Origin of the sequence: Arenimonas sp., from assembly GCF_044348765.1 — a bacterium.
GTDB lineage: Bacteria > Pseudomonadota > Gammaproteobacteria > Xanthomonadales > Xanthomonadaceae > Arenimonas.
This window is the reverse complement of record NZ_JBIKSE010000002.1, coordinates 62,801-75,847: the sequence shown is the minus strand read 5'-3', so window position 1 is coordinate 75,847 and position 13,047 is coordinate 62,801. Positions and strand designations below refer to the sequence as shown.

Genomic DNA, 13,047 nt, shown 5'->3' with positions numbered 1-13,047 from the left:
TCGGGATCACTCGCTGGTTCGATCTTCTTTTTTTCGCTCGCCTTCGGGCATGTCGCCATGCACCACGAACCAGGTATTTTCAGCGATGTTGGTGGCATGATCGCCGATGCGTTCGATATTCTTGGCCATGAACATCAAGTGCGTGCAGGCTCCGATAGTGCGCGGATCTTCCATCATGTAGGTCACCAGTTCGCGGAAGAAACTGGTGTACATGGCATCGAGATCGGCATCGGCATCACGAACCTTGGCGGCCAGCTCGGCATCACTCTCGGCATAGGCTTTCAAGGCATCGGCAAGCAGGGTGTTGGCGGTTTTGGCCAGACGTGCGATCCGGCCCGAAGCCGGAATTGCCGGACTGTTGTTGAGCACAATAGAGCGCTTGGCCACGTTGGAAGCGTAGTCACCGATACGTTCTATATCCGAAGAAATACGCAGGGCCGCATAGACTTCACGCAGATCGCGTGCCATCGGCTGGCGCAGTGCCAGCAACTTCAATACATCCATGCTGATGGTGTTTTCCAGGGCATCGATGGCATCATCGTTGGCGACGACACGGGCGGCGGCATTGCTGTCACGGCGGCCCAGAACGTCCACGGCTGCATTGAGCTGGGCCGTAGCCAATTCACCCATCTGCTTGATTTCGTCGTACAGACGATCGAGTTCGGAGTCGAAGCTTTTCAGGATATGGTCATGGGTGTTCATAGGAATCCTTAGCCGAAACGGCCGGTGATGTAATCTTCGGTCTGTTTTTTGCCGGGTTTTGTGAAAATGGTCTCGGTCACGCCGTGTTCAATCAGCTCGCCGAGATACATGAATGCGGTATAGTCCGAGACGCGGGCAGCCTGCTGCATATTGTGTGTCACAATCAGGATGGTGAACTGTTGCTTGAGTTCGGAAATCAGCTGTTCGATCTTTCCCGTTGCGATCGGGTCGAGAGCCGAGGTCGGCTCGTCAAACAGAATGACTTCCGGCTTCAATGCCACGGCGCGCGCGATGCATAGACGCTGTTGTTGACCACCCGAAAGACCAAGCGCACTCTGCTTGAGCTTATCTTTGACTTCTTCCCATAGCGCGCCTTCACGCAAGGCGCTTTCGACCCGGACATCCATTTCCGCTTTTGACAGTTTTTCATAATGACTGATGCCGTAAGCGATGTTGTCATAGATCGACATCGGGAATGGCACCGGCTTCTGGAAGACCATGCCGACCTTGCTGCGCAGTTTGTTGAGCGGATAGCTCGGGTCGATGATGTTTTCACCATCCAGCATGACGGTTCCGGTGGCGCGCTGTTTGGGATACAGGCTGTAGATGCGGTTGAATACACGCAGCAGGGTGGATTTGCCGCAGCCGGAGGGGCCGATCAGCGCCGTGACCTTGTTTTCCGGAACGTCCAGTGAAAGCTCTTTGATGGCTTTGAAGTCGCCGTAGTAGAAAGCAAGATCCCGCGCAGACAGCTTGGCCGGGGTCTGGCTTTGAATGGTTGACGTGTGCGGAACCGACAGGTGCAGATTAGCCATATTTATTTTTCCGGGCAAGAACGACGCGGGCGAAAATGGAGATGAATAATACGAACAGCGTGACGATGAGTGCGCCGGCCCAGGCCAGCTTGTTCCAGTATTCGAACGGGCTCATGGCGAATTGGAAGATGACCACCGGAACGCTGGCCATCGGTTTGGCCATATCCGTATTCCAATACTGGTTGTTCAGAGCAGTGAAAAGCAGCGGCGCCGTTTCACCGCTGATGCGCGCCAGGGCCAGCAGGATTCCGGTGAGGATTCCCGGCAGGGCGGCACGGTACAGAATCTGGGTGTTGACTTTCCACTGCGGGATGCCCAAAGAAAGTGCCGCTTCGCGCATCTGGGTCGGCACCAAACGGATCATCTCGTCGGTGGTGCGCACTACCACCGGCAGTACGATAAAGCCGAGTGCAATGGCACCGGCATAGCCCGAGAAGCCGCCGGTTGGTTGGACCAGAATGGTGAACACGAACAGGCCGAGTACGATGGACGGTGCCGACAGCAGGATGTCGTTGACGAAGCGGATGGTATCGCCCAGCCAGTGATAGTTCACATATTCGGCAAGGTAGGTGCCGGCGGCAATGCCGATGGGTGCGGCTAGGAGGACGGCCAGCAGGCACATCATGAAACTGCCGACCAGGGCATTCAACATGCCGCCGCTGACTTCACCGGGCGGCGGCGTCATCTGGGTGAACAGATGTGGCCCAATGGCATCAATACCTTTGCTCAGGGTGGTCCACAGAATCCAGGTCAGGAAAAACAGCCCGAAAATCGTGGCAAGCCCCGACAGAACCATGGTCCCTCCATTGATGATGCGACGCTTGAGGTAAATGAATTCGACGTTTGACATCAGTTGCCATCCCGTTTATTCAGGCTGCGCAGCATCAAGCGCGCAATGCTCAGTACGATGAAGGTAAGAATGAACAGGACGAAACCGAGTGCCAGAAGGGTTGATTTATGCAGCGGGTCCACGGCTTCGCCGAACTCATTGGCAATCGACGATGCGATGGAGGTTCCCGGATTCATCAGGCCGAGGCCGAGATCATACGCGTTGCCGATCACGAAGGTGACCGCCATGGTTTCGCCGAGTGCGCGGCCAAGTCCGAGAAAAATTCCGCCGATGACGGCAGATCGTGTGTAGGGCAGCACGATGTTCCAGACCACCTCGGTGGTGGTGGATCCGAGCGCATAGGCTGATTCTTTTAACTGCGTCGGAACGGTCAGGAATACTTCCCGCATGACCGAAGCGATGAACGGAATGATCATGATGGCCAGAACCAGTCCGGCGGTACCGATGCCGATGCCGAGTGGTGGGCCTTGGAACAGGGCGCCAATCAGGGGTTTTTCGCTCAGGTTTTCGGAAAACCAGGGAAATACGTGCTCACCCAAGAACGGCACCAAGATGAACAGGCCCCACATGCCGTAAATGATGGAGGGAATGCCGGCCAGCAGTTCGATGGCTGAAGATACCGGCAACCGGAGCCAGCTCGGTGCAAGTTCAGTCAGGAATATGGCGATACCGAAGCTGATGGGGACTGCAATCAGCAGGGCAATCAACGAGGTGTATACCGTTCCGAACACCGGAACCAGAACACCGAATTGGCTTTGTGGCACATCCCAGTTCGGCGTCGTGAAGAACGACAGGCCGAAGGTCTGGAACGCCTCGAAGCCGCCTTTGAACATCATCACGGCGGCGGCAAACAAGGAAATAAGTACAAAAAGACCTGCAACAGTAACTGCGCCCTTGAAGAACCGGTCGTTACGGCTATCGCGTTGGGTCCGTTGCTGGCTAATCGAAATCGTCATGGCGTCTCGCGGGTTCAGATGCAGAAATGGCCCGATGCCTGGGAGGGGCATCGGGCCATAGGATAACGCAATTACTTGATGTTGGCGGCCCAGTAGGCCTTGATTTGCGTGGTCAGGTCGGCCGGCAGGGCGACATAGCCCAGGGCTTCCGCCGAGGTATCGCCATTCTTGTACACCCAATCAAAGAAGGCCAAGGCCTCTTTGCTGCGTTGCGGGTTTTTGGGATTTTTGTACATCAGGATGAAGTTGGTGGCCGAAATCGGATAGGCCTGTTCGCCCGGAGCGTCGGTAATCACCAGCGAGAAGTCCTTCACGTCGCCCCATTCGGCCGAAGCGGCAGCGGCTTTGATTGATTCCTTGCTGGGCACGATGAAGTTTCCGGCGCGGTTGCGGACGGCGGTGTAATTCAGCTTGTTGGTGATGGCGTAGGACAGCTCGACGTAACCGATCGCGCCTTTGATCTGCTTGGTGTACGCAGCGACGCCTTCATTGCCCTTGCCGCCGATACCGGCCGGCCACTTCACGGCCGTGCCTTCGCCGACCTTGTTGCGCCAATCCAGGCTCACTTTCGACAGATAATTGACGAAGTTGAAAGTGGTGCCGGAACCATCCGAACGGTGCACCACGGTGATTTTCAGTGCCGGGAAAGTGACGCCAGAATTGACGGCGGCGATGGCGGGATCGTTCCAGTTGGTGATTTTACCGAGGTAGATGTCGGCGATAATCGGCCCGGTCAGTTTCACGCTACCGGGTTTGACGCCCGGAATATTGACGACCGGAACCACGGCACCCATGACCGAGGGAAATTGGGCCAGGCCGGAGGCGGCCAGATCGCCGGGCTTCAGCGGGGCATCGGACGAACCGAAATCCACGGTTGCCGCTTTGATTTGGGCAATACCGCCACCGGAACCGATAGATTGGTAATTGACCTTGTTTTTGGTGGCTTTGTTGTAGTCGGCCGACCATTTCGACATGGCCGGAAAGACGAAGGAGGCGCCGGCACCGGTGATTTCAGCGGCGTTGGCGACCATGCCGGCGCTTGCCAGCGCCAGTGCGAGAATCGAGGTTTTCAAGGTGTTGAACATGTGTGCTCCTGAGCCAAGCCCACGATGGGCTTGGCATATGGTGAAGAGGATTTGTTACAGGATTATGACAGCCACTTACCAGAACAGTTGGGCGCGGAATTCGAAGATTTCCGGATTATCATCCTGAAAGTTCTTGATACTGCTGCTGTATCTGCTGGAATCAACCATCACGTAGTTAGCCGAGAACTTGAAGTTTGAACGCCAATACCAGTTGACGCCCACGGTCCAGTTGCTTTCCTCGCCGCCCATGACGCCGGTCACCACCGGAGATGCCGGATTGGCAAAATTCACGCTGCCGTCGTTGAGGTCGGCGGTATCGTAGCGCAGGCCCAGCTGCCACATGCCTTTAGCCGGGTCGTTCGGCAGCGGGGTGCTGAACACGCCGCCCCTGTAGCCCGAGCTTTCACCGGTCAAGTTATATACGCCGTAGACATACCAGCTGTCGCCGGTGAAGCCGGGGTTCAAATTACGGCTGACCTTGGTGGTCATGTATTCGGCCTGGATTTTAAGCGGGCCATCTACATAAGCGGCCTCGAAACCGGTGGTTTTCAGGCGGTCGGCATCATTGAAGGTGCCGGTATCGATCAGACGTTGATTCGCGGCATCGGCGTTCGGGCGCACGCGCAGACGGGCGGTGCCTTTGTCGAAACTGTCGCGGGCTTCCATATCGATGTAGGACAGGCCGAGGTGCAGAATGCTGGTGTCGGTCTTGATCGGGGCGAAGTAACCGCGCAGACCGTAGCCCTGGCCGGAACCCAGGGAGGGGCTTTCATTGTTGGTGATTTCATTGCCGAAGTAGCTGACGGTACCACCCCAGTTGCCGTAATCGGTATCGATCTTGGCACCCATGCGGCGCGCAACGCCCTGCATATTGGTGGTCATGGCTTTGGAAATGAAGTCGTTGTTCTTGGTGCTGGACAGCTCTTCCAGGCTATTCGGTTGCTTGTACTGGCCGACGAATACGGAGGTCTGACCGTTGAAACGGTAGGAAATATTGTTGTCGAGGAACTTGTCGGAACGGGCATCATAACCGATGACCCAGTTCCACATGCCTGGGCCTTTGCCCTTCAGGATCAGTTCGGCGCGGCGCATGCCGAAATCGCTGTCCGTGCCATCGACAGGATCGGAACTGAGCACGCGGAAGTCGTCGTTGTACCAGTAGGAATCGGCCTGGACGAGGCCTTCGAGGGTCACTTCAGAGCCCCCGATGACATCGATGGTGTATTGGGCACTGGCAGTGTTGGCAAGCGTGAACAGGACAGCGGCGGTAAGCAGGGAATAGCGGGTTTTCATCGTGGAATCCTTGTCAGGTAGTGGGGTAAGACCTGCACAGATTAGAAGGTGAATATTTCATTAATGTTACAAATTCGAAGCTAATTTCATTTCCAGCTCAAATCTGCAAGTGCAATAAATCTGTCATGAACCGATGGCATAAAGGGCCTCATGAACCGATACCGAACGCTCTTCATTTCCGATGTGCACCTTGGCACGCCAGGTTGCCAGGCCGCATTTCTTCTCGATTTCCTCCGGTATAACGATGCCGAAACCATTTATCTGATCGGCGACATCATCGATGGCTGGCGACTGAAGAAGTCCTGGTATTGGCCGCAGGAACACAATGATGTGCTGCAGAAGCTTCTGAAGAAAGCACGTAAAGGCTGCCGTGTGATCTATGTTCCCGGCAACCATGATGAAGCCGGGCGCCAGTTTGCAGGTATGTCGTTCGGAAGAATCCGCATCAGGCATGAGGACATCCATGTGCTTGCTGATGGCCGGCGTCTGTGGGTCACCCATGGCGATTTGTTCGATGGCGTGATGCAATACGCGCGTTGGCTGGCCTACCTGGGCGATTGGCTGTACAGCGTGATCCTGGTCGCCAATCGCTGGTTCAACCGGCTGCGCCTCCGGCTCGGTTATCCGTACTGGTCGCTGTCGCAGTACCTGAAGCACAGCGTCAAGAATGCAGTCAGTTTTATCAGTAGCTTCGAAACCATGATGGCGCATGAAACCCGCCGGCGCGGCTGTGATGGCGTGGTCTGTGGGCACATCCACAAGGCCGAAATCAAGATGATTGACGGCGTGCTTTACTGCAATGACGGTGACTGGGTTGAAAGTCTGACCGCCATGGTCGAGCATTTCGACGGACGTCTGGAAATCGTGCATTGGAATGAGATCACGTCGTCCGCCGCCGTGCAGGAGCCTCAACTCCTTATCACCAAGGTGTCCGTCAATATCGAACGCGCCCTGGAGAGTGCTGAATGAAGATTGCGATTGTCACCGATGCCTGGAGTCCGCAGATTAATGGTGTGGTCAAAACCCTGGAGCAGACCGTGCGTTGCCTGGAAAATCTCGGGCATGAGGTTCTGGTGGTGGAGCCGTCGGGTTTCAGGACAATGCGTTGCCCGGGCTATGCCGAAATCAGGCTGTCGCTTATGCCGTATCGCCGTATCAAGGCAATATTGTCTGTATTCGCTCCGGACGCAATCCATATTGCCACCGAAGGTCCGCTCGGATTCGCGGCAAGACGTTATGCCTTGAAGCACGGGTTGAACTTCACCACGGCCTACCACACCAAATTTCCTGAATATCTTGAGGCGCGGACCGGTATTCCGGCGCACTATTTCTACCCGGCCATGCGCTGGTTCCATCATCCGGCAAAAGCGATAATGGTCTCCACCGACAGCGTTGTTGCCGAGCTGCAGGCCAAGGGCTTCTGTAATCTGGTGAAATGGAGTCGCGGTGTGGACATGGCGCTGTTCGATGCCGGCTTGCCACGTTCAGGTCGTGACGAAACCAATCCGATATTTCTGTACGTCGGCCGTATTTCAGTCGAGAAAAACCTCGAGGCCTTCCTCGATCTGCCTCTGCCCGGAGAAAAATGGTTGGTTGGTGATGGTCCTGCATTGGAGGTATTGTCCGAGCGCTACCCGGCGGCGGTGTTCTTCGGCGCGAAAACCCATGCGGAACTTGCCGAAATTTACCGCATGGCGGATGTGTTCGTATTCCCCAGCAAAACCGATACTTTCGGTCTGGTCCTGCTGGAAGCCATGGCTTCCGGGCTTCCGGTAGCCGCCTATCCAGTAGCCGGCCCCCGGGATGTCCTGGCGGGCTGTGAAGCTGCTGCACTTCGCAGCGATCTTCTGGAGGCTTGCATGACCGCCCTTGATCTGGATCCGAAACATGCGGTGGCACATGCCCGGAAATATTCATGGCAAAGTACGACCGGGCAATTCATCCGCAATTTGTATCCCAACCTGACGGAGGACGCCATACGCTCGGACCGTCAGCCCGCATCAGGGGCTCAGACGGTCTTATCCCGGTAACGGCACAGGCTGCGCACCACGCAGGTCGGACACTCCGGTTTGCGCGCCTTGCACACGTAGCGCCCGTGCAGAATCAGCCAGTGGTGGGCATCGACGAGGTACTCCGCCGGAACCGCTTTCAGCAGTTTGTCTTCCACCTGGCGCACGGTCTTGCCCGGCGCCAGGCCGGTGCGGTTGGCAACCCGGAAGATATGCGTATCGACCGCCATGGTCGGTTCCCCGAAAGCGGTGTTGAGCACGACATTCGCCGTTTTTCGGCCGACGCCGGGCAAGGCTTCCAAGGCATCCCGTGTCCGCGGAACCTCGCCGCCGTGATGTTCGATGAGAAGCCTGCAGGTTTCGAAGACATTGGCTGCTTTGGCATTGTAGAGACCGAGCGTACTGATGGCCTTGCGCAGCACCGGCAAACCGAGTGCCAAGATCGCCTGCGGTGTGTTGGCTAACGGATAAAGGCGGCGCGTGACTTTGTTCACGCCGATATCGGTAGACTGTGCCGACAGCATGACCGCAATCAGCAACTCGAATTCATTGGTATAGAGCAGTTCGGTCTTCGGATGCGGATTGAGTTCGCGCAGACGGCTGAAGAATTCGACGCGGTCGGCCGCTTTCACGCGTCATCGCCTTTTTCGGCCAGTGCCTTGGCGCGTGCGAGCGCCCGGGACAGCGGATCGCCAAGCGCCTGCCGGCGCTTCAGGTCGGCATCGCGTGCAATCCGTTCCAGCCGTGAATTGCGGCGTTCAAAACGGTGTTTCAGCGCGGACGCGCGTGCAAGCCGTGCTTCGCCGAGCAGAGCTTTGGCGCGGGCGAGGGCATCCGTATCCGTCATCATTTGCCTGCAAAAGCAGCCGGACGGCGTTGCAGGAAGGCGTCGGTGCCTTCGCGCATGTCTTCGGTGGCGAACATCAACCCGAACATCTGACTTTCGTAATCCAAACCGACATCCAGCGTGGCTTCGGCACCGTAACGAATGCAGTCGAGAACGCCGCGTAGGGCCAGCGGCGCCAGCGAAGCGATATGCGCCGCCAGTTTCGCGGTCTCTTCTTCCAGCGTTTCCGGGGCTTGTACACGGGTGACCAGATTGACCGCCAGCGCGCGCGCAGCATCGATTGGTTGACCGCTCAAGCAAAGATCCAGTGCCACGGCCTTGCCGCACAGACGGACCAGACGCTGACTGCCACCGAAACCAGGAATCAATCCCAGATTGACTTCCGGTTGCCCCAGTTTGGCGGAGCTGGCGGCAATACGGATGGCGCAGGCCATGGCTAGCTCAAGACCGCCACCGAGAGCGAAGCCATTGATCATGGCAATGACCGGCTTTCCGCATTGCTCGATGGAGAGCATGAGGTCCTGGCCGAGCTTGGAAAAATCACGTGCCGCGATGGCACTCAGACCGTTCATTTCGGCGATATCGGCACCGGCGACAAACGCTTTTGCACCCGAACCGGTCAGTACAATCACGCGCACTTGCGGATGGATAGTGAGGCTTTGGAAGGCGCTGTGCAATTCGAGGAGGGTTTCCCGATTCAATGCATTGAGTTTTTCCGGACGGTTGATACGGACCCAGGCGACATTGTCTTTCAATTCAATCAACAGGTTAGAGTAGTTCATGGCAAGTGTCTCCGTCGGTTGGAACTCATGCGGGCGGCTGGCGGTCGAAGCGACTGTGGCTATCACTAGCCGAAGGGCCGGTGAATGGGTATTCTATCAACCTGTCGGGAGCATTTTTGCTCTTTTTTTCACTCTGGAGAGACTATGAAGTTGCAATTGCTGTCGGCCGTACTGGCCTCCACATTGGCCACCGCCGCTCTGGCGCAAACCGCTCCTGCCGCCAAGCCTGCAACTCCGGTTGCCAGCGGTCCTGTCGATAAAGCCGCGCTGGCTTACGCGCTTGGCTATGATTTCGGCCGCAATATGGCCGATCAAGCTCCGGGTCTGGATGTCACTGCCATCAACCGCGCCATCCAAGACGGTTACGCCAAACGTCCGCCGACCATCGCTCCGGAAAAACTGGAAGCCACCATGGTCGCTTACCAGAAACAACGCGAAGCTGAAGCCAAGTCCCGCTTCGATACCGCCGCCCGTGAAAACAAACTCAAATCGGATGCGGTCATCGCCTCCAACAAAACCAAGCCCGGTGTGGTCACCCTGCCGAGCGGCATCCAGTACAAAGTCATCGAAGCCGGTGCGGGTGTCAAACCCAATCTCAACAGCAATGTCGAGTTCAACTTCTCGGGCGCATTGGCAACGACCGGCCAGGCCTTCGTCAGCACCTTCGCCGACGTCAAGCCGGTTTCCGGAAAACTGAGCGATGTGGTCAAGCTGCCGGGCATGCAGGAAATCATGCAGCAGATGCCTAACGGTGCCCGCTGGCAGGTGCTGCTGCCGCCGGAAAAAGCATGGGGCAGCGGTATCGAGTCCGCCCGCGGCGGCCCTGGCCCGAATCAGGCCATTCTGCTGGATATCAAACTGATCTCCGTCAAGTGATGAAAGAGCCCCGGTCCGCCGGGGCTTTACGTTAATGGCCCAACCCGTTCTCAGCCCCTGCGTGGGCATCTGCACCGTCAACGCCCGTGGTTTCTGCGAAGGCTGCTTCCGGAGCCTGGGCGAAATCGGCGATTGGCTGACTTACAGCCCGGAGCAGCGCGAATACCTTATGGAAACCGTGCTGCCGCAGCGCGAAAGCGAATCCTGAAATGCCGCAGGCTGTCTGGCAACAGGTGCAACGCGCGCTGTTGAGTGAAACCGAGGCCCTGGAGACAATGCCGCATAATTTGGCGGAACTGGAATCCTTTCTGCCGGAAGCCGACACTTTCGCGCCGGCCTCGGTGCTGTGTGGCTTGGTGCCGCGCGTCGATGGCCTGCATGTGCTGTTGACCAAGCGCTCGCCGCATCTGCGCCATCATCCGGGACAGATCAGCTTTCCCGGTGGCCGTATCGAAACCGCAGACGCCAACCCGTTCGAAGCCGCCTTGCGCGAAGCGCATGAAGAAATCGGGCTGGAGGCGGACTATGTGCGACTGCTCGGTTATCTCGACCCGCTGGTGACCATCACCGGTTACCGGGTGTTTCCGGCTGTGGCGATTGTTGATCCCGATTACCGTGCTGAGCCCGATGGTGTGGAAGTCGCCGAGCTGTTCGAAGCGCCCTTGTCGCTGTTTCTTGATGCCGGCAATGAGCATCCCTTCGAAATCGAATTCCGTGGGGTGATGCGTTCCTTGAAAGAATTCCGCTGGCAGAATCATCGGATCTGGGGTGCTACCGCAAGTATGCTGGTCAATCTCCGCCAGCGTCTGGGGGCGCTGCCATGAGTCTGATTTCGGCATCGGCACTGGCCGGTAAACTGTTCGCGCCGAATCTGAAAATCCTCGACGCCCGGTTTTCGCTCGCGGATCCGACCCTCGGTCGCAGGGAGTTCCTGCACCAACACATCCGTGGCGCGCAATACCTGGATCTCGATGCCGATCTTTCCGGACCGAGGACCGATCCGCATCTGGGCCGGCATCCGCTGCCTTCACCGGCGCACTGGCAAATGGTATTGGAGCGCCTCGGGATTGCCCCGGAACACGAGGTGGTGATTTACGATCAAGCCGACGGCGCCATGGCGGCGGCGCGGGCCTGGGTTCTGTTCGTGCTGGCCGGGCATCAAAACGTGACCGTACTGAACGGGGGCATGAATGCTTGGTTGGCGCTGGATCTTCCGACCGAGGATATCGTCGCCGTGCCGGAACCCTCACGGTATCCGGTGTATTTCCGTATGCAGCGGCTGATTGCCGAAGATGAGCTGAAAGTCCGCCTGCACAGCGCCGATGCCCTGCTGCTTGATGCCCGTGCGCCGGAGCGCTTCCGCGGCGAGGTCGAGCCCTTGGACCGCAAGGCCGGTCATATCCCCGGCGCAGTCAACCGACCCTATGCGCAAAACCTTGAAAACGGACTGTTCAAACTGTCCGAAATACTGCGTGCGGAATTCGATGCAGCAGGCGCTGGATCAAAAGAAGTGCTACTCAGCTGCGGTTCGGGCGTGACGGCCTGCCACAATGCCCTGGCCTTGAGCCATGCCGGCTTGGATCATTGGCGGCTGTTTGCACCGAGCTGGAGTGGCTGGATTGCCGATGATGCCAATCAGGTGGCTATTGGCGGCTAATCGTACTTTGACAGCATCATTTCTTCGGAAATAGGCCCTGCAATACGCGCTGGGTTTCTTCCGAATACCAGCCCTTCAGGAACTGTTCCATCTGGTCGCCGGCGAAACCGTCAAGCGCCTGAACGATGTCGGCACGGGCAATCGCGCGTGAAACGCGTTGTGGTCCCTGCGGCAGCGCCGTGGTGTTGTTCAGCCAAGCCACTGCGTTTTCCACCACTGCTTCCTGCGGCGCCAGTTCATCGACAATGCCGAGCGCATGCGCCTGCGCCGATTCAATCATGGCACCGGCCACAATCAACCGCTCAGCGCGATGCGCACCGACAATGCGACGCATCAGATACTGGATGGCTTCCGGTACAGCTAAGCCGACCTGGGTTTCATTCAGACCGATGCGGAACGGGCCTTCGGCCATGACACGGTAATCGCAGCACAGCGCAAGAACGCAACCGCCAGCAGGGTTGTGCCCGGAAATGGCAGCGGCCACCGGAATCGGAGATTTCGCCAAGGCGCGTGCGGCATCGAAGAAGCGCGACCAACAGGCGCGCAGACCGTCTTCATCACAACCCAGCAGATAGGGCACATCCAGCCCGCCGGAAAATACTTTGGTGCCGCCGCTGAGCACGATACCGATAGCACCGTTGCCCGGAGCGGCCTGTACTGCCATTGCCAGTGCATCCAGCAGTGCGAAGTTCAGGGCATTGACCGGCGGCCGTGCCAGTTTGATTTCATGGATATTGCCGTGCGGGATGATTTCGATCATGGCGGTCTCGTTAATGTTTCGATTAGATAAAGAGTGCGGCGATATAGTCGGGCAGGGCAACCGTCTGTCCGGTACGATCGATCCAGACCAACACCGTATAGCCTTCGGCATAGGTTATCGAAGCGTCCCCTGCACTGTGGATGCGATGCCCGATGGTGGCACTCTTGCTTCCGCGCTTTTCAGCGAACAGCGAAACGGTGATCTGCTCCGGCCACACGAGGGGTTTGCGGAAGTCGACATGGATGGCCGCTACGATCGGCGCGCAGTCACCGTTCTGCCAACCGTTTAGCAGGCTATTGAACCACTGCACACGGGTTTCTTCGACATAACTAAGGTACTGGGCGTTGTTGACATGGCCGAGCGCATCCATCTCGCGCCAGCGAATGTCCATGCCATGGCTGAAAATAGGGTTCAT

General features: G+C 57.5%; 17 protein-coding genes. 6 read left to right on the top strand and 11 right to left on the bottom strand.

What is annotated here, in order from left to right; genetic code table 11:
- Positions 1-6 precede the first annotated feature (6 nt).
- The 6 genes from phoU to ACIQ0Q_RS00935 form a co-directional block, all read right to left on the bottom strand.
- Positions 7-702 carry a phosphate signaling complex protein PhoU gene (phoU, locus tag ACIQ0Q_RS00960; RefSeq protein WP_395771071.1) on the bottom strand — a complete coding sequence of 232 codons (696 nt, stop codon included), beginning with the start codon at positions 700-702 and terminating at the stop codon, positions 7-9.
- Between the two features lie 8 nt (positions 703-710).
- On the bottom strand, positions 711-1,517 hold the full coding sequence (pstB, locus tag ACIQ0Q_RS00955) for a phosphate ABC transporter ATP-binding protein PstB (protein WP_395771070.1): 807 nt from the start codon (positions 1,515-1,517) through the stop codon (positions 711-713).
- On the bottom strand, positions 1,510-2,367 hold the full coding sequence (pstA, locus tag ACIQ0Q_RS00950) for a phosphate ABC transporter permease PstA (RefSeq protein WP_395771069.1): 858 nt from the start codon (positions 2,365-2,367) through the stop codon (positions 1,510-1,512). The genes pstB and pstA overlap by 8 nt, the downstream gene beginning before the upstream one ends.
- Positions 2,367-3,323 (bottom strand): phosphate ABC transporter permease subunit PstC, encoded by a 957-nt coding sequence (pstC, locus tag ACIQ0Q_RS00945; protein ID WP_395771068.1) that lies wholly within the window; start codon positions 3,321-3,323, stop codon positions 2,367-2,369. Before pstC ends, pstA begins: the two co-directional genes overlap by 1 nt.
- A gap of 71 nt (positions 3,324-3,394) precedes the next feature.
- Positions 3,395-4,408 (bottom strand): phosphate ABC transporter substrate-binding protein PstS, encoded by a 1,014-nt coding sequence (gene pstS, locus ACIQ0Q_RS00940; protein WP_395771067.1) that lies wholly within the window; start codon positions 4,406-4,408, stop codon positions 3,395-3,397.
- A 75-nt stretch (positions 4,409-4,483) separates the two neighbouring features.
- On the bottom strand, positions 4,484-5,701 hold the full coding sequence (locus ACIQ0Q_RS00935) for an OprO/OprP family phosphate-selective porin (RefSeq protein ID WP_395771066.1): 1,218 nt from the start codon (positions 5,699-5,701) through the stop codon (positions 4,484-4,486).
- 150 nt (positions 5,702-5,851) lie between these two features.
- Between ACIQ0Q_RS00935 and ACIQ0Q_RS00930 the strand changes: the two genes are divergently transcribed.
- Positions 5,852-6,670 (top strand): UDP-2,3-diacylglucosamine diphosphatase, encoded by an 819-nt coding sequence (locus ACIQ0Q_RS00930; protein WP_395771065.1) that lies wholly within the window; start codon positions 5,852-5,854, stop codon positions 6,668-6,670.
- Positions 6,667-7,731 (top strand): glycosyltransferase family 4 protein, encoded by a 1,065-nt coding sequence (locus ACIQ0Q_RS00925; protein WP_395771064.1) that lies wholly within the window; start codon positions 6,667-6,669, stop codon positions 7,729-7,731. Before ACIQ0Q_RS00930 ends, ACIQ0Q_RS00925 begins: the two co-directional genes overlap by 4 nt.
- Here the strand turns inward: ACIQ0Q_RS00925 and nth are convergent.
- Genes nth through ACIQ0Q_RS00910 form a run of 3 tightly spaced genes read right to left on the bottom strand, consistent with a single transcriptional unit; the run spans position 7,710 to position 9,339 of the window.
- Positions 7,710-8,342 carry an endonuclease III gene (nth, locus tag ACIQ0Q_RS00920; RefSeq protein WP_395771063.1) on the bottom strand — a complete coding sequence of 211 codons (633 nt, stop codon included), beginning with the start codon at positions 8,340-8,342 and terminating at the stop codon, positions 7,710-7,712. The genes ACIQ0Q_RS00925 and nth overlap by 22 nt on opposite strands.
- Positions 8,339-8,560 (bottom strand): hypothetical protein, encoded by a 222-nt coding sequence (locus ACIQ0Q_RS00915; protein ID WP_395771062.1) that lies wholly within the window; start codon positions 8,558-8,560, stop codon positions 8,339-8,341. Before ACIQ0Q_RS00915 ends, nth begins: the two co-directional genes overlap by 4 nt.
- On the bottom strand, positions 8,557-9,339 hold the full coding sequence (locus ACIQ0Q_RS00910) for an enoyl-CoA hydratase/isomerase family protein (protein ID WP_395771061.1): 783 nt from the start codon (positions 9,337-9,339) through the stop codon (positions 8,557-8,559). The genes ACIQ0Q_RS00915 and ACIQ0Q_RS00910 overlap by 4 nt, the downstream gene beginning before the upstream one ends.
- Before the next feature lie 144 nt (positions 9,340-9,483).
- Here ACIQ0Q_RS00910 and ACIQ0Q_RS00905 point away from each other — a divergent pair, with 144 nt between their 5' ends.
- Genes ACIQ0Q_RS00905 through ACIQ0Q_RS00890 form a run of 4 tightly spaced genes read left to right on the top strand, consistent with a single transcriptional unit; the run spans position 9,484 to position 11,872 of the window.
- Positions 9,484-10,215, top strand: coding sequence for an FKBP-type peptidyl-prolyl cis-trans isomerase N-terminal domain-containing protein (locus tag ACIQ0Q_RS00905; RefSeq protein ID WP_395771060.1), 732 nt, complete (start codon positions 9,484-9,486; stop codon positions 10,213-10,215).
- Between the two features lie 34 nt (positions 10,216-10,249).
- Entirely contained in the window at positions 10,250-10,423 is a 174-nt protein-coding gene (locus ACIQ0Q_RS00900; RefSeq protein WP_395771059.1) for a DUF1289 domain-containing protein, read from the top strand.
- Position 10,424: 1 nt separating this feature from the next.
- Complete coding sequence (locus tag ACIQ0Q_RS00895; protein ID WP_395771058.1) at positions 10,425-11,039, top strand: NUDIX hydrolase; 615 nt, start codon at positions 10,425-10,427, stop codon at positions 11,037-11,039.
- Positions 11,036-11,872 carry a sulfurtransferase gene (locus ACIQ0Q_RS00890; protein WP_395771057.1) on the top strand — a complete coding sequence of 279 codons (837 nt, stop codon included), beginning with the start codon at positions 11,036-11,038 and terminating at the stop codon, positions 11,870-11,872. The genes ACIQ0Q_RS00895 and ACIQ0Q_RS00890 overlap by 4 nt, the downstream gene beginning before the upstream one ends.
- Before the next feature lie 16 nt (positions 11,873-11,888).
- On the opposite strand, the gene ACIQ0Q_RS00885 is transcribed toward ACIQ0Q_RS00890, so the two are convergent.
- Together ACIQ0Q_RS00885 and ACIQ0Q_RS00880 are read right to left on the bottom strand one after the other, a co-directional pair.
- Entirely contained in the window at positions 11,889-12,632 is a 744-nt protein-coding gene (locus tag ACIQ0Q_RS00885) for an enoyl-CoA hydratase/isomerase family protein (RefSeq protein WP_395771056.1), read from the bottom strand.
- 22 nt (positions 12,633-12,654) lie between these two features.
- Positions 12,655-13,047: an acyl-CoA thioesterase gene (locus tag ACIQ0Q_RS00880; protein WP_395771055.1), complete on the bottom strand. Its 393-nt coding sequence runs from the start codon at positions 13,045-13,047 to the stop codon at positions 12,655-12,657.